Annotated in this window: 18 protein-coding genes and 1 pseudogene; 18 read left to right on the forward strand and 1 reads right to left on the reverse strand. The window is 66.7% G+C overall.

The genetic code is table 11. The features are described 5' to 3' along the window. Window positions 1–79 precede the first annotated feature (79 nt). The 10 genes from coxB (at window position 80) to BLR51_RS24935 (ending at window position 8,698) form a co-directional block, all read left to right on the forward strand. Window positions 80–961 carry a cytochrome c oxidase subunit II gene (coxB, locus tag BLR51_RS24890; protein WP_089852040.1) on the forward strand — a complete coding sequence of 294 codons (882 nt, stop codon included), beginning with the start codon at window positions 80–82 and terminating at the stop codon, window positions 959–961. A 67-nt stretch (window positions 962–1,028) separates the two neighbouring features. Further along, a complete protein-coding gene (cyoE, locus tag BLR51_RS24895; protein ID WP_089852042.1) occupies window positions 1,029–1,988 on the forward strand; it encodes a heme o synthase in 960 nt (319 codons plus the stop codon). Continuing rightward, window positions 1,985–2,173, forward strand: a complete 189-nt coding sequence (locus BLR51_RS24900) for a cytochrome c oxidase system small membrane protein (RefSeq protein ID WP_089852045.1) — start codon at window positions 1,985–1,987, stop codon at window positions 2,171–2,173. Before cyoE ends, BLR51_RS24900 begins: the two co-directional genes overlap by 4 nt. Beyond that, the gene (locus BLR51_RS24905; RefSeq protein WP_089852047.1) at window positions 2,163–2,744 is read left to right on the forward strand and encodes a cytochrome c oxidase assembly protein; all 582 of its coding nucleotides are present in this window, start codon (window positions 2,163–2,165) and stop codon (window positions 2,742–2,744) included. The genes BLR51_RS24900 and BLR51_RS24905 overlap by 11 nt, the downstream gene beginning before the upstream one ends. A gap of 28 nt (window positions 2,745–2,772) precedes the next feature. After that, window positions 2,773–3,579 carry a cytochrome c oxidase subunit 3 gene (locus BLR51_RS24910; protein WP_089852049.1) on the forward strand — a complete coding sequence of 269 codons (807 nt, stop codon included), beginning with the start codon at window positions 2,773–2,775 and terminating at the stop codon, window positions 3,577–3,579. A gap of 282 nt (window positions 3,580–3,861) precedes the next feature. After that, window positions 3,862–4,539: an SURF1 family protein gene (locus BLR51_RS24915; protein WP_089852071.1), complete on the forward strand. Its 678-nt coding sequence runs from the start codon at window positions 3,862–3,864 to the stop codon at window positions 4,537–4,539. Beyond that, the gene (gene thrC / locus BLR51_RS24920) at window positions 4,539–5,927 is read left to right on the forward strand and encodes a threonine synthase (RefSeq protein ID WP_089852051.1); all 1,389 of its coding nucleotides are present in this window, start codon (window positions 4,539–4,541) and stop codon (window positions 5,925–5,927) included. Before BLR51_RS24915 ends, thrC begins: the two co-directional genes overlap by 1 nt. Then, on the forward strand, window positions 5,924–7,186 hold the full coding sequence (locus BLR51_RS24925) for a M16 family metallopeptidase (protein ID WP_089852053.1): 1,263 nt from the start codon (window positions 5,924–5,926) through the stop codon (window positions 7,184–7,186). Before thrC ends, BLR51_RS24925 begins: the two co-directional genes overlap by 4 nt. Beyond that, complete coding sequence (locus BLR51_RS24930; RefSeq protein ID WP_089852054.1) at window positions 7,186–7,770, forward strand: GNAT family N-acetyltransferase; 585 nt, start codon at window positions 7,186–7,188, stop codon at window positions 7,768–7,770. The genes BLR51_RS24925 and BLR51_RS24930 overlap by 1 nt, the downstream gene beginning before the upstream one ends. A gap of 85 nt (window positions 7,771–7,855) precedes the next feature. After that, window positions 7,856–8,698 carry an MBL fold metallo-hydrolase gene (locus tag BLR51_RS24935; protein ID WP_089852056.1) on the forward strand — a complete coding sequence of 281 codons (843 nt, stop codon included), beginning with the start codon at window positions 7,856–7,858 and terminating at the stop codon, window positions 8,696–8,698. Here the strand turns inward: BLR51_RS24935 and cbbR are convergent. After that, window positions 8,688–9,623 carry a LysR family regulator CbbR gene (cbbR, locus tag BLR51_RS24940; protein WP_089852058.1) on the reverse strand — a complete coding sequence of 312 codons (936 nt, stop codon included), beginning with the start codon at window positions 9,621–9,623 and terminating at the stop codon, window positions 8,688–8,690. The two genes, BLR51_RS24935 and cbbR, sit on opposite strands and share 11 nt — an antisense overlap. 99 nt (window positions 9,624–9,722) lie before the next feature. On the opposite strand from cbbR, the gene BLR51_RS24945 reads away from it, so the two are divergent. From BLR51_RS24945 to BLR51_RS28355, 8 genes and pseudogenes are all read left to right on the forward strand, one after another. Next, window positions 9,723–10,730, forward strand: coding sequence for a class 1 fructose-bisphosphatase (locus tag BLR51_RS24945; protein WP_089852059.1), 1,008 nt, complete (start codon window positions 9,723–9,725; stop codon window positions 10,728–10,730). Window positions 10,731–10,745: 15 nt separating this feature from the next. After that, window positions 10,746–11,618 carry a phosphoribulokinase gene (locus BLR51_RS24950; protein WP_089852061.1) on the forward strand — a complete coding sequence of 291 codons (873 nt, stop codon included), beginning with the start codon at window positions 10,746–10,748 and terminating at the stop codon, window positions 11,616–11,618. Window positions 11,619–11,633: 15 nt separating this feature from the next. Further along, on the forward strand, window positions 11,634–13,640 hold the full coding sequence (gene tkt / locus BLR51_RS24955) for a transketolase (RefSeq protein WP_089852063.1): 2,007 nt from the start codon (window positions 11,634–11,636) through the stop codon (window positions 13,638–13,640). A gap of 23 nt (window positions 13,641–13,663) precedes the next feature. Beyond that, entirely contained in the window at window positions 13,664–14,743 is a 1,080-nt protein-coding gene (gene fba, locus BLR51_RS24960; protein ID WP_089852065.1) for a class II fructose-bisphosphate aldolase, read from the forward strand. Window positions 14,744–14,841: 98 nt separating this feature from the next. Continuing rightward, complete coding sequence (locus tag BLR51_RS24965; protein WP_089852073.1) at window positions 14,842–16,302, forward strand: form I ribulose bisphosphate carboxylase large subunit; 1,461 nt, start codon at window positions 14,842–14,844, stop codon at window positions 16,300–16,302. A gap of 54 nt (window positions 16,303–16,356) precedes the next feature. Beyond that, a complete protein-coding gene (locus BLR51_RS24970) occupies window positions 16,357–16,776 on the forward strand; it encodes a ribulose bisphosphate carboxylase small subunit (RefSeq protein ID WP_089852067.1) in 420 nt (139 codons plus the stop codon). Between the two features lie 76 nt (window positions 16,777–16,852). Next, on the forward strand, window positions 16,853–17,773 hold the full coding sequence (cbbX, locus tag BLR51_RS24975; protein WP_089852069.1) for a CbbX protein: 921 nt from the start codon (window positions 16,853–16,855) through the stop codon (window positions 17,771–17,773). 80 nt (window positions 17,774–17,853) lie between these two features. Then, window positions 17,854–17,929: pseudogene (locus BLR51_RS28355) on the forward strand (ribulose-phosphate 3-epimerase); the annotation flags it as partial.

Genomic DNA, 17,929 nt, shown 5'->3' on the forward strand with positions numbered 1-17,929 from the left:
GGGAGAGGGATCTCCGGGTCCGCGCCCGGCCGACACCTTCCAGCCCGCGCACAAGAAAGACAACCGGATCAGGTGACACATGCGTAGAATTTCGATGCTGACGGGCCTTGTGTCCAGCGTGATGGCCGCGCCCGCCATGGCACAGGGGACGCTGGAGCTTGTGGGCACGCCGCATAACGGCGGCACCGGCTTCCAGCCCGCCGCGACCGAACTGGCCCGTGACCTGCAGTGGCTGGACGGGATGCTGCTGGTCATCATCACCGCGATCTGTCTGCTGGTCGTCGGCCTGCTGATCTTCGCGCTGGTGCGGTTCAACCAGAAGCGGAACCCCAACCCCAAGAGCTTCACCCACAACTCGCCGCTGGAAATCGCATGGACCATCGGTCCGATCGCGATTCTGGTGCTGATCGGCGCCTATTCGCTGCCGGTGCTGTTCAAGCAGCAGGAAATCCCCGAAGGCGACGTGGTGGTGAAGGTGACCGGCTACCAGTGGTACTGGGGCTATGAATATGTCGGCACCGATCTGGCCTATGACAGCTACATGATCGGCGCGCCCGCCACCGGCGGCGACAACCGGATGACCCCCGAAGTGTCGGCGCAGCTGCAGGAAGCGGGCTATACCGACAGCGAATTCCTGCTGGCCACCGACAGCGCCGTGGTGGTGCCCGTGGGTGCGACCGTGGTGATGCAGGTCACCGGCGCCGACGTGATCCATTCGTGGACCATCCCGGCCTTCGGCGTGAAGCAGGACGCGGTGCCCGGGCGGATCGCGGAACTGTGGTTCCGTCCCGAACGCGAAGGCGTCTATTTCGGCCAATGCTCGGAACTTTGCGGCATTTCGCATGCTTACATGCCGATCACCGTCAAGGTCGTGAGCCAAGAGGTTTATGACGCGTGGCTTGCCGCCTCGCAGGAAGACGGCGGCTATGTCGACGTGCGGCAGTTCCTCGCCGCCTCCTGATCCAGATCCGGCCTTCCGCGCCCCGTGCGGAAGGCCACCCCCCTGAACGACCCGAATCGAGACCGGCATGAGCGACCTGACCACCAATACGGCAGCGACATCGGCACAGGGCAGCTTCGAGACGGAAGCCCGCCTTGGCGACTATTTTGCGCTGCTGAAACCCCGCGTCATGACGCTGGTCGTGTTCACCGCGCTGGTGGGCCTGCTGGCGGCGCCCGTCGCCGTGCATCCTTTCGTGGGCTTCTGCGCGGTGCTGTTCATCGCCATCGGCGGCGGCGCCTCGGGCGCGCTCAACATGTGGTGGGATGCCGATATCGACGCCGTGATGCGCCGCACCGCCCGCCGTCCCATCCCCTCGGGCCGCGTCCAGCCGGGCGAGGCGCTGGGGCTGGGCATGGCGCTGTCGGCCTTTGCCGTGGTGTTTCTGGGCCTTGCCACCAACTGGCTGGCCGCCGGGCTGCTGGCCTTCACCATCTTTTTCTACGTCGTCATCTACACCATCTGGCTGAAGCGGGCGACGCCGCAGAACATCGTGATCGGCGGCGCCGCGGGCGCCTTCCCCCCGATGATCGGCTGGGCCGCCGCAACCGGCTCGGTCAGCGTCGAGGCGGTGCTGATGTTCTGCCTGACCTTCATGTGGACCCCGCCGCATTTCTGGGCGCTGGCGCTGTTCATGCGCTCCGACTATGACGATGCGGGCGTGCCCATGCTGACCGTCACCCATGGCCGCCGCGCCACCCGCGTGCATATCCTCGTCTATACCGTGCTGCTTGCGGGCCTCGCCCTTGCCGCAGCCTTCACCAGCATTGGCGGGCCCGTCTATCTGGCCGTGGCGCTTGTGCTGAACGCGCTTTTCCTGAAAGGCGCATGGGACATCTTCCGCCGGGACGAAACCCAGTCCGAGGTGGATAATTTCAGGACCGAACGCCGCTTCTTCAAGCTCTCGCTGCTGTATCTCTTCGCGCATTTCGGCGCGATCCTGATCGAGGCAGGGCTCGCGCGTTATGGTCTGGGAGGCTGGGCATGAGCATCGCCCGCGAACATGAACTTCACCACCGCCGCCGGGGCCGCAACATCGGGGTCGGCCTGATCCTTGGCGCGCTGATTGCGCTGGTCTTCGGCCTGACCCTCGTCAAGATCGGTCGCGGGGATTTCGCCGTGCCGCAGCCCGGCGCTGCGGTGCAGATGCAGGAGGCACCAAATGACAACTGATCCCAAGACCCGGACGCTGCTGCAGCTGGTCGGCGTGGTGGTCTTCATGGGCGCCATGGCCTGGGCCTCGGTGCCGTTCTACACTTGGTTCTGCCGCGTCACCGGCTATGGCGGCACCACGAACGTGGCCACCGCCGCCTCGGATACGGTGCTGGACCAGACCATCAAGATCCGCTTCGACGCCTCCAAGGATCGCGGCTTCGGCTGGGAATTCAAGCCGCTGCAGACCGAAATGACGCTGAAGATCGGCGAAGAGGGTCTGGCCTTCTACGAGGCCTACAACCCCACCGACCGGCCCATCGCCGGGCAGGCCACCTACAACGTCGCCCCCTATGACGCGGGGGCCTATTTCTCCAAGATCGAATGCTTCTGCTTCACGGAGCAGGTGCTGATGCCCGGGGAGCGGGTGCAGATGCCGGTGACCTTCTATGTCGACCCGGAGATCGTGAACGACCGCGACGCCAAATTCGCCAAGCACATCACGCTGAGCTATACCTTCTACGAGATCGACCTGCCCACCGAGGTTCAGGCCGCGCTCGACGCCCCAACAGACGGCTCCGCCGTCAACTGAACGTCTATCCAACGAGGGACCCCGAGAGATGGCGCACGCCAAGAATCACGACTATCACATCCTGCCACCCTCCATCTGGCCGTTCATCGCGGCGGTTGCGGCCTTCGTCATGCTGTTCGGCAGCGTGCTCTGGATGCATGACCACGGCCCGTGGATCTTCCTCGCAGGCCTCGTGGGCGTGCTTTATGTCATGTTCGGCTGGTGGTCCGATGTCGTGGCCGAAAGCCGCGTGGGCGACCATACCCCGGTGGTGCAGATCGGCCTGAAATACGGCTTCATCCTGTTCATCATGTCCGAGGTGATGTTCTTCTTCGCGTGGTTCTGGTCCTTCTTCAAACACGCGATCTACCCGATGGATCCGGACGGCAATTCGCCCGCCGTGGACGGGATCTTCCCGCCCGCCGGCATCGAGACCTTCGACCCGTGGCACCTGCCGCTGATCAACACGCTGATCCTGCTCTGCTCGGGTGCCGCCGTCACCTGGGCGCATCACGCGCTGGTGCACGAGAACAACCGCAAGGACATGAAGTGGGGCCTGATCATCGGCATCGCGCTTGGCTTCATCTTCACGCTGTTCCAGGCCTATGAATACAGCCACGCCGCCTTTGGCTTCTCGGGCAGCGTCTATGCCGCGAACTTCTTCATGGCCACCGGCTTTCACGGCGCGCATGTGGTGATCGGCACGATCTTCCTGTTCGTCTGCCTGCTGCGCCTGATGCGCGGCGATTTCACCCCCAACAAGCATGTCGGCTTCGAGGCCGCCGCCTGGTACTGGCACTTCGTCGACGTGGTCTGGCTGTTCCTCTTCGCCGCCGTCTACGTCTGGGGCCAGTAAGCTCCCGCCATCGCATGACAGAACGCCCGCCCCTTCCGGCGGGCGTTTCGCTTTTGCCCAGAACCTGCACCTTCCGCTGCGGACGGCCTGCCTCCGGCGGGGATATTTCTGGTCAGAAGAAGCGGCAGGCCCGCGTTTCTTCTGACCCCAAATATCCCGGGGGGAGGCCGCGCCCCGGCGCGGACGGGGGGCAGAGCCCCCCACTGCCTGCCAATCACGCCTTGATGTGTCCTGCATGGACGCGATAAGCAGGCCACAGCCTGCCCCCGGATCCGGATGCCCTTGACCCGCTACCTTGCCCCCCTTCTCTTTGGTCTGATTGGCGCCGGGATTCTCGTGGGGCTGGGGATCTGGCAATTGCAGCGGCTCGACTGGAAGGAATCGGTGCTGGCCCAGATCGAAAGCCGCATCGCCGCCGATCCCGAACCGCTGCCGCAGGTCGTGGACCCCGAGGCACAGCGCTATCAGCCGGTGCAGCTGAGCGGAGAGTTCCTGCCCGGCGCCCTGCGCGTGCTGGTCAGCCAGAAACAGGTCGGCGCGGGCTACCGGCTGATCTCGCCGTTCCGGACCGACGAGGGGCGCGTCGTACTGCTGGACCGTGGCTTCATCCCGGTGGCGCAGAAGGATCTGACGCCCGGGACCGGGCCCGCCCAAGTGCGGGGCAACCTGCACTGGCCGGATGACCGCAATTCCTCCACCCCGGAGAATGACGAGGCGGGCAATACATGGTTTGCCCGCGACATCGGCCCCATGTCCGAGGCGCTGCAGACCGAGCCGCTGCTGGTGGTGGCGCGCGCCGTCACCCCTGCCGATCCGGCCATCACGCCGCTGCCGGTCTCCATCACCGGCATTCCCAACGATCACCTGCAATACGCCCTCACCTGGTTTTCGCTGGCCGGGGTCTGGCTTGTCATGACCGCCCATTTCCTGTGGCGGCAACGGAAAAACGGAGCGAGCTGATGCGCTACATCTCCACCCGCGGGCAGGCGCCCGTGCTGAGTTTCGAGGACGCGATGCTGTCGGGGCTGGCCCGGGACGGCGGGCTTTACGTGCCCGAGACCATCCCGCAGTTCAGCGCCGAAGACATCCGCGCGCTGCATGGTCTCAGCTATGAGGAAACCGCCTTCCGCGTCATGCGCCCCTTCACCGGCGACAGCTTCACCGATGAAACCTTCGGCGATCTGATCTCGCGCGCCTATGCCGGGTTCGGTCATGCCGCCCGCGCGCCGCTGAAGCAGCTGGCGCCGGGGCATTTCCTGCTGGAGCTGTTCCACGGGCCGACGCTGGCCTTCAAGGACTTCGCCATGCAGCTGATCGGCCAGCTGTTTCAGGAAGCGCTGACCCGGCGCGGCGAGCGGGTGACCATCGTGGGCGCCACCTCCGGCGATACCGGCTCGGCGGCGATCGAGGCGTTCCGCGGCCTTGATGCGGTGGATGTGGTGATCCTGTTCCCGCATGGCCGCGTCTCCGAGGTGCAGCGCCGCCAGATGACCACGCCGGTGGAAGCCAACGTGCACGCGCTGGCGCTGGAGGGGCATTTTGACGACTGTCAGGCCCGGCTCAAGGACATGTTCAACGATTTCGCCTTCCGCGACGAGGTGCGGCTCGCGGGCGTGAACAGCATCAACTGGGCGCGGGTTCTGGCGCAGGTCGTCTACTACTTCTCCGCCGCCGTGTCGCTGGGGGCGCCGGAGCGCCGCGTCAGCTTCACCGTGCCCACCGGCAATTTTGGCGACATCTTCGCGGGCTACATCGCCAAGCGCATGGGGCTGCCCATCGACCGGCTGGTGGTGGCGACCAACCAGAACGACATCCTGCACCGCTGCCTCACCTCGGGCGGCTATGTCACCTCGGAGGTGCATCCCTCCATCAGCCCCTCCATGGACATTCAGGTCAGTTCCAACTTCGAGCGGGCGCTGTTTGATGCCTATGACCGCGACGGGGCGGCGGTGGCGCAGCTGATGACCGAACTGAAATCGGGCGGCTTCCATGTCAGCCAGGGCGCGCTGCAGGCGCTGCGCGAGGTCTTCGACAGTGGCCGCACCTCCGAGGATGACACGCTGGCCACCATCACCCGCACGCTCACGCAGACCGGCGAACTGCTCTGCCCGCATTCCGCCGTGGGTGTCGCCGTGGCCGAGGCGCAGCGCGATCCCGCCGTGCCCATGGTGACGCTGGCCACCGCGCACCCCGCGAAATTCCCCGATGCGGTGGAACGCGCCACCGGCCATCGCCCCGCCCTGCCCGAGCGCATGGCCGACCTTTTTGACCGCCCCGAGCGTGTCACCCCCGTGGCCAATGATCTGGCCGCCCTTGAAACCCTGATCCGGGAGCGTATTGCCCAGTGACCGTCCAACTGACCACCCTCAAGAACGGCTTCCGCATCGTGTCGGAACGGATGCCGGGCCTGCAATCCGCCTCCATCGGCATCTGGGTCACGGCCGGGGGGCGCAACGAACGGCTTGAACAGAACGGCATCGCGCATTTTCTGGAACATATGGCGTTCAAGGGCACCCGCACCCGCAGCGCCCTGCAGATCGCCGAGGCGATCGAGGATGTGGGCGGCTATATCAACGCCTATACCTCGCGCGAGGTGACCGCCTATTACGCCCGCGTGCTGGAGGCGGATACGCGGCTCGCCATGGACGTGATCGGGGACATCCTGCTCAACCCGGTGTTCGAACCCAAAGAGATCGAGACCGAGCGCCATGTGATCCTGCAGGAGATCGGGCAGGCGCTGGATACGCCTGATGACGTGATCTTCGACTGGCTGCAGGAACGCGCCTATGCCGACCAGCCGCTCGGGCGAACGATTCTGGGCGAGGCCGCCAATGTGCGCGGCTTCAGCCGCGAGGATCTGGCCGGGTTCGTCGCCGAACAGTATGGCCCCGGGCAGATGATCCTCTCCGCCGCGGGCGGCGTCGACCATGACGTGCTGGTGGAACAGGCCGAGGCGCTGTTTGGCGGCATGGCCGGGCGCGGCGCGCCCGAAGCCCCGCGCGCGCGCTTCACCGGTGGCGAGATCCGCCACGAAAAGACGCTGGAACAGGCGCATATGGCGCTGGCCTTCGAGGGTCCGGGCTATTGCGATCCGGAGTTCTACACCGCGCAGATCTATTCCATCGCGCTGGGGGGCGGCATGTCCTCGCGGCTGTTTCAGGAGATCCGGGAAAAGCGCGGGCTCTGCTACACGATCTTCGCCCAGAACGGCGCCTATGCCGATACCGGCATGACCACGATCTATGCGGGCACCTCCGGCGAGGAAGTGGCCGATCTGGCCCGGCTGACCATCGACGAGATGAAGCGCGCCGCCGACGACATGTCCCCCGAGGAGGTGGCGCGGGCCCGGGCGCAGATGAAGGCGGGGCTGCTGATGGGGCTGGAAAGCCCCTCGGCGCGGGCCGAACGCATGGCGCGCATGATCCAGATCTGGGGCAAGGTGCCCCCCATCGAAGACGCGGTGGCGCGGATCGACAACGTCACCACCGGCGATGTGCGGGTCTTTGCGGAAACCGCGGCGGCCAGCGCCCCGGCGGCACTGGCGCTGTATGGCCCGGTCAAGGACGCGCCGGGTCTGGACGAGCTGCAGGCACAACGGGCGGCGTGATGCTGGGGCGGCGGCGCAAGTTCCGGCTCGACACCGAGCGGCTGATCCTGCGCCCGCCCCTGCATGGCGATTTCAACGCGTGGATGGCGCTGCGCACCGCCAGCCGCGATTACCTGACCCCGTGGGAGCCGTCATGGGCGCCGGACCATCTGTCGCGGCGCGCCTTTTCCAACCGCGTCTACTGGGCCAACCGGTCGATCCTCGGCGGCACCGCCGTGCCGCTGTTTCTGGTGCGGCGCGAGGACGAGACGCTGGTGGGGGCGATCACGCTTGACAACATCCGGCGCGGGCCCGCGCAGTCGGGCACGCTGGGCTACTGGACCGGCCTGCCCTTCGCCCGCCATGGCTACATGCGCGAGGCCATCGCGGCGCTGGTGCATCACGCCTTCACCACCATGGATCTGAGCCGGGTGGAGGCCGCCTGCCTGCCGGAAAACGTCGCCTCGCGCGGGCTGCTGGAAAGCTCCGGCTTCAAATACGAAGGCGTGGCGCAGAGCTATCTGCAGATCAACGGGCGCTGGCGGACGCATGTGCTGTATTCCGCGCTGCGGCTGGACCGGCGCGGGCGCACGCAGGTCGGCTGAGTGCCGCGAATTTCCCCCACAAAAATGTCAGACCGTATCCGCCTTTCGTCACGCTAGGGTGAGAGGCAGGAAAAGGAGGTCTGCCATGCCCCGCCCTGCCCTTGCCCCTGCTGTTGCCTGCAGCCTTGCGCTGGCCGCGCTGTCGGCACCGCCCACAGCAGCACAGGAGGCCCGCCGCGCCTCGCACTGCATTGCCATCGCGGATGCCGCCCCGGGCATCGACTACCTGCACAAGGCCGCATGGACCGAGGCCGTGCCCGACTATTCGGTGCGGATCCAGTATCTGGACCACGCCTCCTTTCTGATCCAGACCCCCGGCGGGCTGGATGTGGTCACGGATTTTACCGGCTATATCGGCAATGTGGATCTGATCCCCGATGTGGTGACCATGAACCACGCCCATGGCACCCACTGGACCGCCAATCCCGATCCCGCCATCCCGCATGTGCTGGAAGGCTGGGGCGCCTTTGGCGAAGGCGTCGAACATCACCTTGATCTGGGCGAGTTGCTGGTGCGCAACGTCTCGACCGACATCCGCTCCATGGGCGGCGGGGTCGAGGAAAAGGGCAATTCCATCTTCGTCTTCGAGGTGGAGGGCCTGTGCATCGGCCATCTGGGCCACCTGCACCACGAACCCAGCCCCGAACAATACGCGGCGCTTGGCCGGGTCGACGTGCTGATGGTGCCGGTGGATGGCGGCTATACCATGGCGCTGGAGGCCATGGTGCGGGTGGTGGAACGGCTGCGCAGTTCGGTCATCATCCCGATGCACTGGTTTTCCGGCTATTCGCTGGACCAGTTTCTGGACAACGTCTCCGGCAGCTTCGCCATCGACCGCCGCGACGGGCCGGAGATGGTGGTGAACCTGCGCGATCTGCCCTCGCAGCCCACGGTGGTGGTGCTGCAGCCGCAATGGCTTAGCGACTAGGCGGCCAGCCCGGCAGGATGCCTGCCCGTTCCGCCGCGATAAACTCCCAGACCGTGCGCGCGGCACCGGTCAGCGGCATGTCGGCGCGGTGCAGCAGGAACCAGTGCCGCAGGATCGGCAGGCCGGGCAGATCCAGCGTCACCAGCCGCCCGGTGCGCAGCTCCTCCACCACGGTGTGATAGGAAATCAGCGCGATCCCCAGCCCCGCGATCACCGCCTGCTTGATGGTCTCGTTGGAATTCATCTCTGACCGGGCATAGGTCTTGCCCTCGCCGATGCGGTCCAGAAACCGGGTGGCCAGAATGCGCGTGCCCGATCCCGGCTCGCGCATCAGAAACGGCTCGGCCAGCACCGCCGCCGCAGTCACCCCCGCCTGCCCCGCCAGCGGATGGTCGGGCGGCGCGATCAGCACATGCGGATGCACCCCGATGGACAGCGATTCCACCATCGGCTCGCGCGGGGGGCGGCCCATGATCGCCAGATCCAGCGCCCCATCCTGCAGCGCCGAAATGATCGTGTCGCGGTTGCCGACCTGCAGCACCACCTCGATCTCCGGGCAGGCGCGGCGCAGGCGGGCGACAAGGCCGGGGGCGAAATATTTGCCCGTCGACACCACGCCCAGCACCACCGTGCCCGCGAGCCCCTTCTGCAGCGCATCGATTCGCTGCAGCCCCAGACGAAAGGCCGCCTCTGCGCTGCGCCATGCCTGCAGCAGCGCAGCACCTTCGGGAGTGGCATGGAACCGCCCCGCCCCCTCCCGCGACAGCAGACCGCAGCCAAAGGTCTGTTCCAGCACCTTCAGCTGGCTGTGCACCGCAGGGGCGGTCAGCCCCAGCTCTTCGGCGGCGCGCGAAATTGAGCCTGTTCTTTCAACGGCTTCCAGTGCGCGCAGCTGTTTCAGCGTCAGGGAGGACAGGCGGCGCATTTAAATTATCCGAATCCAAGGACAGATTAATTAAATTTCCTAACAAACGTGAATGCGCAAGATCAAGTCTCAGTCACCCGTCGAGGAGAGGAGGCCTTGATGACCGACCAAAGCCCGTTCGCACCCGAGGCCCCCATTCCCGCCGATCTGCGCCCGGTGCTGGATGCGCTGGCCCGCACCGCCCGCGATCTGGCCCGCCGCATTGCACGCGGTCCGCTTGCCGGACAGATGGGCGCGCGGGTGGGCGCCAACAGCGATGGCGACGCGCAGCAGGCGCTGGACGTGATCGCGGACCACGCCTTTGCCAGCGCCCTGCGCGGCACCGGCATCCGCTGGTATGCCTCCGAAGAACGCGACAGCGTCGAGGAACTGGACCCGGCAGGCCCCCTCGCGCTGGCCATCGACCCGCTGGACGGATCGTCCAACATCGAAACAAACGTCTCCATCGGCACGATCTTCTCCCTCCGTGCCGCGATGGACACCGGGGCGGAGACGTTCCTCCGCCCCGGGCATGACCAGCTCGCGGCAGGCTATGTGATCTACGGCCCGCAGGTCATGCTGATGCTGACCGTGGGGGCGGGGCTGCACTCCTATATCCTTGATCCCGACACCGGGCTCTTCACCCTGCTGGATCCGGCCGTGACCGTGGCGGAGGACAGCTGCGAATTCGCCATCAACGCGTCCAACTACCGGCACTGGGCCAAGCCGGTGCGCGCCTATATCGACGACTGCCTTGCCGGGGCGGATGGCCCCCGGGCGCGCAATTTCAACATGCGCTGGATTGCCTCGCTGGTGGCGGAAACCCACCGCATCCTGACGCGGGGCGGGCTGTTTCTGTATCCCTCGGACGCGCGGCCCGGCTATGCGCAGGGGCGGCTGCGGATGGTCTATGAATGCGCCCCCATCGCGCTGCTGGTCGAGGCGGCGCAGGGCCGCGCCACCGATGGCAGCACCCGCATTCTGGATCTGGTGCCCGCCAGCCTGCATGCCCGCACGCCCTTCGTCTTTGGCTCGGCGGGCAAGGTGGATCAGGTCACCGCCTATCACGACCTTCCCGAGCCCGAGATTTCGGCCCTGTTCGGCCATCGCGGCCTGTTCCGCGCCTGACCTGAAAGCCCCGACATGAGCAAGAAGCATCCCATCATCTCCGTCACCGGATCCTCCGGCGCGGGCACCACCACGGTCAAGACGACCTTTGACCAGATCTTCCGCCGCGAGGGCATCCGCGCCGTCAGCATCGAAGGTGACGCCTTCCACCGCTACAACCGCGCCGACATGAAGGCGGAACTGATCGCCCGCAAGGCCGCCGGGGACGAGACCTTCAGCCATTTCTCCTATGACGCCAACGAACTGGCCAAGCTGGAGGACATCTTTCGCATCTATGCCCAGACCGGCAGCGGCGAGACCCGGCATTACGTGCATGACGATCAGGAGGCCGCGCGCTGGAGCACGCCTCCCGGCGAATTCACCCCGTGGGAGCCGTTCGAGGAAGGCTCTGACCTGCTCTTTTACGAAGGTCTGCACGGCGCCGTTGACAATGACGCGGTGAACCTTGCCGCGCTTGCCGATCTGAAGATCGGGGTGGTGCCGGTGATCAACCTTGAATGGATCCAGAAGATCCACCGCGACAAGGCCAGCCGCGGCTACACCACCGAAGCCGTGACCGATGTGATCCTGCGCCGGATGCACGCCTATGTGCACTGCATCTGCCCGCAATTCACCCAGACCGACGTGAATTTCCAGCGCGTGCCGGTGGTCGACACTTCCAACCCGTTCATCGCCCGCTGGATCCCCACCGCCGATGAAAGCCTTGTGGTGATCCGCTTCCGCAATCCGCGCGGGATCGATTTCCCCTACCTGACCTCGATGATCCAGAACAGCTGGATGAGCCGCGCCAATTCCATCGTGATCCCCGGCGGCAAGATGGACCTCGCCATGCAGCTCATCTTCACACCCATGGTCCAGCGGCTTGTGACCGAAAGCCGACGCGCCTGACAGGGAGGACGACCGATGAACGTGCAGACCAAGGTGACCACCACCGAAGACCTGATGGCCAATGCCATCCGCGCGCTGACCATGGATGCGGTGCAGCAGGCCAATTCCGGCCATCCCGGCGCGCCCATGGGCATGGCGGATGTGGCGGCGGTGCTGTTCAACCGCTTCGTCACGCTGGATCCGAAACAGGACCGCTGGCCCGACCGCGACCGCTTCGTGATGAGCGCGGGCCATGGCTCGATGCTGGTTTACGCCATCCATCACCTGCTGGGGTATGACGACATGCCCACGGACCAGATCCGCCGCTTTCGCCAGCTGGGCGCGCGCACGGCGGGGCATCCAGAATACGGCCATGCCAAGGGGATCGAGATGACGACCGGCCCGCTGGGTCAGGGGCTGGCCACCGCTGTCGGCATGGCGCTGGCTGAACGCATGCTCAATGCCCGGTTCGGCGACGCGCTGGTCGATCATTTCACCTATGTGATCGCGGGCGATGGCTGCCTGATGGAAGGCATCAGCCACGAGGCCATCGACCTTGCCGGCCATCTGCGGCTGGGGCGGCTGGTGCTGCTCTGGGATGACAACGGCATCACCATCGACGGCGGCACCGACCTGTCGACCTCCACCGACCAGCGGGCGCGGTTCACGGCGGCGGGCTGGCATGTTCAGGCGGTGGATGGCCATGACAAGGACGCGGTCGCGCAGGCCATCGAACTGGCGCGGACCGATCCCCGCCCCTCGATGATCGCCTGCCGCACGGTGATCGGCTATGGCGCGCCCACCAAACAGGGCAGCCATGACGTGCATGGCGCGCCCTTGGGCGCCGAGGAGATTGCCACCGCCCGCCGGGCGCTCGACTGGCCGCACCCGCCTTTCGAGATCCCCGAACCGGTGCGCGCCGCATGGCGGGCCGTGGCGGCCCGGGGCGCCGCCGCGCGGCAGGACTGGGCGCGCCGGGTTGCGGCCCATCCGCAGGCCGAGGCGTTCCGCGCCGCGCAGGGCCCGGTGGATGCCCGCGCGCTGGAGGCGGCGATGACCGCCCACAAGCACCGCCTGTCGCAGGATGCCCCCCGCGTCGCCACCCGCAAGGCCAGCGAGATGGCGCTGGAGGTGGTCAATGCCACCCTGCCCGACACGGCGGGCGGATCGGCGGATCTGACCGGATCGAACAACACCCGCACCAAGGGGATGCGCGCCGTCGCCCCCGGCGATTATGCGGGCCGCTACATCCATTACGGCATCCGCGAACATGCCATGGCGGCGGCGATGAACGGTCTCGCGCTGCATGGCGGGCTGCGGCCCTATGGCGGCACCTTCCTTGCCTTTGCCGATTACTGCCGCCCCGCGATGCGCCTGTCGGCGCTGATGGGCGTGCCCGTCACCTATGTGATGACCCATGACAGCATCGGGCTGGGCGAGGATGGCCCGACGCATCAGCCGGTGGAAACCCTCGCGTCGCTGCGCGCCATGCCCAACCTGCTGGTGCTGCGCCCCGCCGATGCGGTGGAAACCGCCGAAAGCTGGGCACTGGCGCTGGCGCAGACCACCACACCCGTCGTGCTGTGCCTGTCGCGGCAGGCCCTGCCCACCGTCCGCACCCGGCATGTGGAGGCCAATCTGGTGGCACGCGGCGCCTATGTGCTGCGCGCGGCGCCGCACCGCGACGTGACGCTGATCGCCACCGGATCCGAGGTGGAGCTGGCCCTTGCCGCCGCCGACCTGCTGGCCGCAGAGGGCATCGCCGCCGCCGTGGTCTCTGCCCCCTGTTTCGAGCTTTTTGCGGTGCAGGGCGCCGAACACCGCGCCGAGGTGCTGGGGGACGCGCCCCGCGTCGGGATCGAGGCGGCGGTGCGTCAGGGCTGGGACGGGCTGATGCTGCGCCCCGGCGATGGCTTTGTCGGCATGACCGGCTTTGGCGCCTCGGCCCCCGCGCCCGATCTTTACCGCCATTTCGGCATCACCGCCGAGGCCGTGGCCGATCTGGCCCGCCACCTGACCCGCAGCCCCGCCACCGCGCACTGACCCCCACCGGAAAGGAGACCCCCATGCCGCTCATCACGCTCCGGCAGTTGCTGGATCACGCCGCAGATCAGGGCTACGGCGTGCCCGCCTTCAACATCAACAACATGGAACAGGGGCTGGCGATCCTGCGCGCCGCCGAGGCCTGCCGCGCCCCGGTCATCCTGCAGGCCAGCCGGGGCGCGCGCAGCTATGCGGGCGACGTGATGCTGCGCCACATGGTGCAGGCGCTGGCCGAGATGTTCCCCCGCATCCCGATCGTGCTGCATCAGGACCACGGCAACAACGACGCCACCTGCCTGTCGGCGATCCGCCACGGTTTCACCTCGGTGATGATGGACGGCTCGCTGCTGGAGGACATGAAAACCCCCGCCAGCTACGCCTATAACGCCCGGATCACCGCCCGCGTCACCCGCGCCGCCCATGCCGTCGGTGCCAGCGTCGAGGGCGAACTGGGGGTGCTGGGCAGTCTGGAAACCGGCGAGGCCGCAGCCGAGGACGGATCGGGTGCCGAAGGCAGGCTGGACCACAGCCAGCTGCTGACCGACCCCGATCAGGCGGTGGAATTTGTGCAGGCCACGCAATGCGACGCGCTGGCCATCGCCTGCGGCACCTCGCACGGCGCCTATAAATTCACCCGCCAGCCCGATGGCGAGATCCTGTCCATGGACACCATCGCCGCCATCCATGCCAAGCTGCCCGACACCCATCTGGTGATGCACGGCTCCTCCTCGGTGCCGCAGGCGCTGCAGGATCTCATCAATGCCCATGGCGGCCACATGCCGCAGACATGGGGCGTGCCGCTGGCCGAGATCGAACGCGGCATCCGCATGGGCGTGCGCAAGGTCAATATCGACACCGACTGCCGCATGGCGATGACCGCGCAGTTCCGCCGCGTGGCGCAGGAACAGCCCGGCGAATTCGACCCGCGCAAGTTCCTGATCCCCGCGATGGCAGAGCTGGAGGCGCTGTGCCGTGACCGGCTCGACCGTTTCGGGGCGGCGGGACAGGCAGAGCGGATCTCCCCGATCAGCCTTGACGACATGGCGCGGCGCTATGCCAGCGGCGCGCTCGCCCCCCGCATCGCCGCCGCCCGCGCGGCGTGACACCCGATCCCGCCGCCCGCGCGGCCTGACAGCCGCGTGCCCCAGACCCGGCCCATCCCGGCCCGACCCATCCCAGCAGGAGGACGACCATGAACGACATGAGCGACGCCAAGACCGTCACCGACGCCAAGAAGCGCTATTCGGCGGGCGTGATGAAATACGCCCAGATGGGCTATTGGGAGCCGGATTACACCCCCAAGGACACCGACATCATCGCGCTTTTCCGCATCACCCCGCAGGAGGGCGTGGATCCGGTGGAAGCCGCCGCCGCCGTCGCGGGCGAATCCTCCACCGCCACATGGACCGTGGTCTGGACCGACCGGCTGACCGCCTGCGGCAAATACCGCGCCAAGGCCTACCGCGTCGATCCGGTGCCCAACAGCACGGGCGAATTCTTTGCCTATATCGCCTATGATCTCGACCTGTTCGAAGGCGGCTCCATCGCCAACCTCACCGCCTCGATCATCGGCAATGTCTTCGGCTTCAAGCCGCTGAAAGCCCTGCGGCTGGAGGACATGCGCCTGCCGGTGGCCTATGTGAAGACCTTTCAGGGCCCCGCCACCGGCATCGTGGTGGAACGCGAACGGCTCAACGTCTATGGCCGCCCGCTGCTGGGGGCCACGGTCAAGCCCAAGCTGGGCCTGTCGGGCCGCAACTATGGCCGCGTGGTCTATGAGGCGCTGAAGGGCGGGCTCGATTTCACCAAGGATGACGAGAACATCAACAGCCAGCCCTTCATGCACTGGCGGGACCGGTTTCTTTACTGCATGGAGGCGGTCAGCCGCGCCTCCGCCGCGACGGGAGAGGTCAAGGGCACCTATCTCAACGTCACCGCCGGCACGATGGAAGAGATGTATGCCCGCGCGGAATTCGCCAAGTCGCTGGGTTCGGTCATCGTGATGATCGATCTGGTGATCGGCTATACCGCGATCCAGTCCATGGCCAAATGGGCGCGCGACAATGACATGATCCTGCACCTGCACCGGGCGGGGCATTCCACCTATACCCGCCAGCGCAGCCATGGCGTCAGCTTCCGGGTCATCGCCAAATGGATGCGGCTTGCCGGGGTCGATCACCTGCATGCAGGCACCGTGGTCGGCAAGCTTGAAGGCGATCCCGCCACCACCAAGGGCTATTACGACATCTTCCGCGAGGAGCGGAACCCGATGGCGCTGGAAAACGGCATCTTCTTCGATCAGGACTGGGCCTCGCTCAACAAGATGATGCCGGTGGCCTCGGGCGGCATCCATGCCGGGCAGATGCACCAGCTGCTGACCTATCTGGGCGAAGACGTGGTGCTGCAGTTCGGCGGCGGCACCATCGGCCACCCGCAGGGCATTCAGGCGGGCGCCACCGCCAACCGCGTGGCGCTGGAGGCGATGGTCTTTGCCCGCAACGCGGGGCGCGACATCTGGAACGAAGGCCCGGACATCCTGCGCGACGCCGCCCGCACCTGCACGCCGCTGCAGCAGGCGCTGGAGGTCTGGAAGGATGTCAGCTTCGACTACGTCTCCACCGATGCGCCCGATTACGCCCCCACCGCCAGCGTGGCGATGTGATGCCGCCGGAGGGCACGCGCCCTCCTCCCCCGTTCAGATTTCAGGAGACATGCCATGCGACTGAGACAAGGCCAGTTCAGCTTTCTGCCCGACCTCACCGATCAGGACATCCACGCACAGGCCCAGTATGCCATCGATCAGGGCTGGGCGGTTTCGGTCGAGGTGACCGACGATCCGCACCCGCGCAACACCTACTGGGAGATGTGGGGCCACCCGATGTTCGACAATCCCGACGCCGCCGCCGTGGTGTTCGAGGTCAACGAATGCCGCAAGATGCATGGCGGCAAATACATCCGGGTCATCGCCTTTGACAGCACGCCGGGCTGGGAATCCATCCGCATGAGCTTCATCGTGAACCGCCCCGCCGACGAACCCGGCTTCCGTCTTGTCCGGCAGGAGGGCGAGGGCCGCAGCCTCCGCTACAGCATCGAAAGCTACGCGCTGCGCGAACCCGAGGGCCGCCGCTACGCCTGAACACCGCACCGGGGGGCTTTGCGCCCCCCGGACCCCCGCAGGATATTTTTGGTCAGAAGAAGCCCGGAGCCCGCCCATGTCATCCACAGCCCCTGTCCCCCGCCCCCAGAGCGTGGATCTGACCGCCGCCTGTGAAGCCTCGAGCGTCCGGGACATCCTGCAGGATCTGGACAGGTCGCTGATCGGCCTCGCTCCGGTCAAGGCCCGCATCCGCGAGACGGCGGCGCTGCTGCTGGTCGACCGGGCGCGGCGCGAACTGGGCCTTGCCAGCGCGCCGCCCACCCTGCACATGAGCTTCACCGGCAATCCCGGCACCGGCAAGACCACGGTGGCGCTGCGCATGGCCGACCTGCTGCACCGGCTGGGCTATGTCCGCAAGGGACATCTGGTCACCGTCACCCGCGACGATCTGGTGGGGCAGTATATCGGCCATACCGCCCCCAAGACCAAGGAGGCGCTGAAGAAGGCGATGGGCGGCGTGCTGTTCATCGACGAGGCCTACTACCTCTACCGTCCGGAAAACGAACGCGATTACGGGCAGGAGGCGATCGAGATCCTGCTGCAGGTCATGGAAAACAACCGCGACGATCTTGTGGTGATCCTTGCGGGCTATGCCGACCGGATGGACCGGTTCTTTGCCTCCAATCCCGGCTTCCGCTCGCGCATCGCCCATCACATCGACTTTCCCGACTACAGCGATGCCGAACTGCTGCAGATCGCCCAGACCATGCTGGATGCCCAAGGGTATGCGCTTGACGGTCCCGCCCGCGCCGCCATGGCCGAGTATGTCACCGCGCGCCGCCAGCAGCCGCATTTCGCCAATGCCCGCTCGCTGCGCAACGCGCTCGACCGGGCGCGGCTGCGGCAGGCCAGCCGGCTCTTTGAGGCCGGTCGCGGCCCGCTTGACGCGCAGGCCCTGTCCACCCTGACCGAACCCGACATCCGCGCCAGCCGCGTGTTCCGTGGCGGGCTCGACATCGACCGTCCTTCCGCCTGATCCTTCTTCTGACCACAAATATCCCGGGGGGTGCGGGGGGCTGGCCCCCCGCCTCTTCCCGCCCCCACAAGGACCAGCCCATGCCCTTTGACCGCCGCGTAAAGATCGCGCCCTCCATCCTGTCCGCCGATTTCGCCGATTTTGGCCGCGAGATTC

It is taken from the genome of Salipiger marinus (genome assembly GCF_900100085.1).
GTDB classification, from domain to species: Bacteria; Pseudomonadota; Alphaproteobacteria; order Rhodobacterales; family Rhodobacteraceae; genus Salipiger; species Salipiger marinus.

Coding starts and splice junctions, on each gene's coding strand:
- coxB (WP_089852040.1), top strand. CDS start 80: ATGCGTAGAATTTCGATGCTGACGGGCCTTGTGTCCAGCGTGATGGCC.
- cyoE (WP_089852042.1), top strand. CDS start 1,029: ATGAGCGACCTGACCACCAATACGGCAGCGACATCGGCACAGGGCAGC.
- BLR51_RS24900 (WP_089852045.1), top strand. CDS start 1,985: ATGAGCATCGCCCGCGAACATGAACTTCACCACCGCCGCCGGGGCCGC.
- BLR51_RS24905 (WP_089852047.1), top strand. CDS start 2,163: ATGACAACTGATCCCAAGACCCGGACGCTGCTGCAGCTGGTCGGCGTG.
- BLR51_RS24910 (WP_089852049.1), top strand. CDS start 2,773: ATGGCGCACGCCAAGAATCACGACTATCACATCCTGCCACCCTCCATC.
- thrC (WP_089852051.1), top strand. CDS start 4,539: ATGCGCTACATCTCCACCCGCGGGCAGGCGCCCGTGCTGAGTTTCGAG.
- BLR51_RS24930 (WP_089852054.1), top strand. CDS start 7,186: ATGCTGGGGCGGCGGCGCAAGTTCCGGCTCGACACCGAGCGGCTGATC.
- BLR51_RS24935 (WP_089852056.1), top strand. CDS start 7,856: ATGCCCCGCCCTGCCCTTGCCCCTGCTGTTGCCTGCAGCCTTGCGCTG.
- cbbR (WP_089852058.1), bottom strand. CDS start 9,623: ATGCGCCGCCTGTCCTCCCTGACGCTGAAACAGCTGCGCGCACTGGAA.
- BLR51_RS24945 (WP_089852059.1), top strand. CDS start 9,723: ATGACCGACCAAAGCCCGTTCGCACCCGAGGCCCCCATTCCCGCCGAT.
- BLR51_RS24950 (WP_089852061.1), top strand. CDS start 10,746: ATGAGCAAGAAGCATCCCATCATCTCCGTCACCGGATCCTCCGGCGCG.
- tkt (WP_089852063.1), top strand. CDS start 11,634: ATGAACGTGCAGACCAAGGTGACCACCACCGAAGACCTGATGGCCAAT.
- fba (WP_089852065.1), top strand. CDS start 13,664: ATGCCGCTCATCACGCTCCGGCAGTTGCTGGATCACGCCGCAGATCAG.
- BLR51_RS24965 (WP_089852073.1), top strand. CDS start 14,842: ATGAGCGACGCCAAGACCGTCACCGACGCCAAGAAGCGCTATTCGGCG.
- BLR51_RS24970 (WP_089852067.1), top strand. CDS start 16,357: ATGCGACTGAGACAAGGCCAGTTCAGCTTTCTGCCCGACCTCACCGAT.
- cbbX (WP_089852069.1), top strand. CDS start 16,853: ATGTCATCCACAGCCCCTGTCCCCCGCCCCCAGAGCGTGGATCTGACC.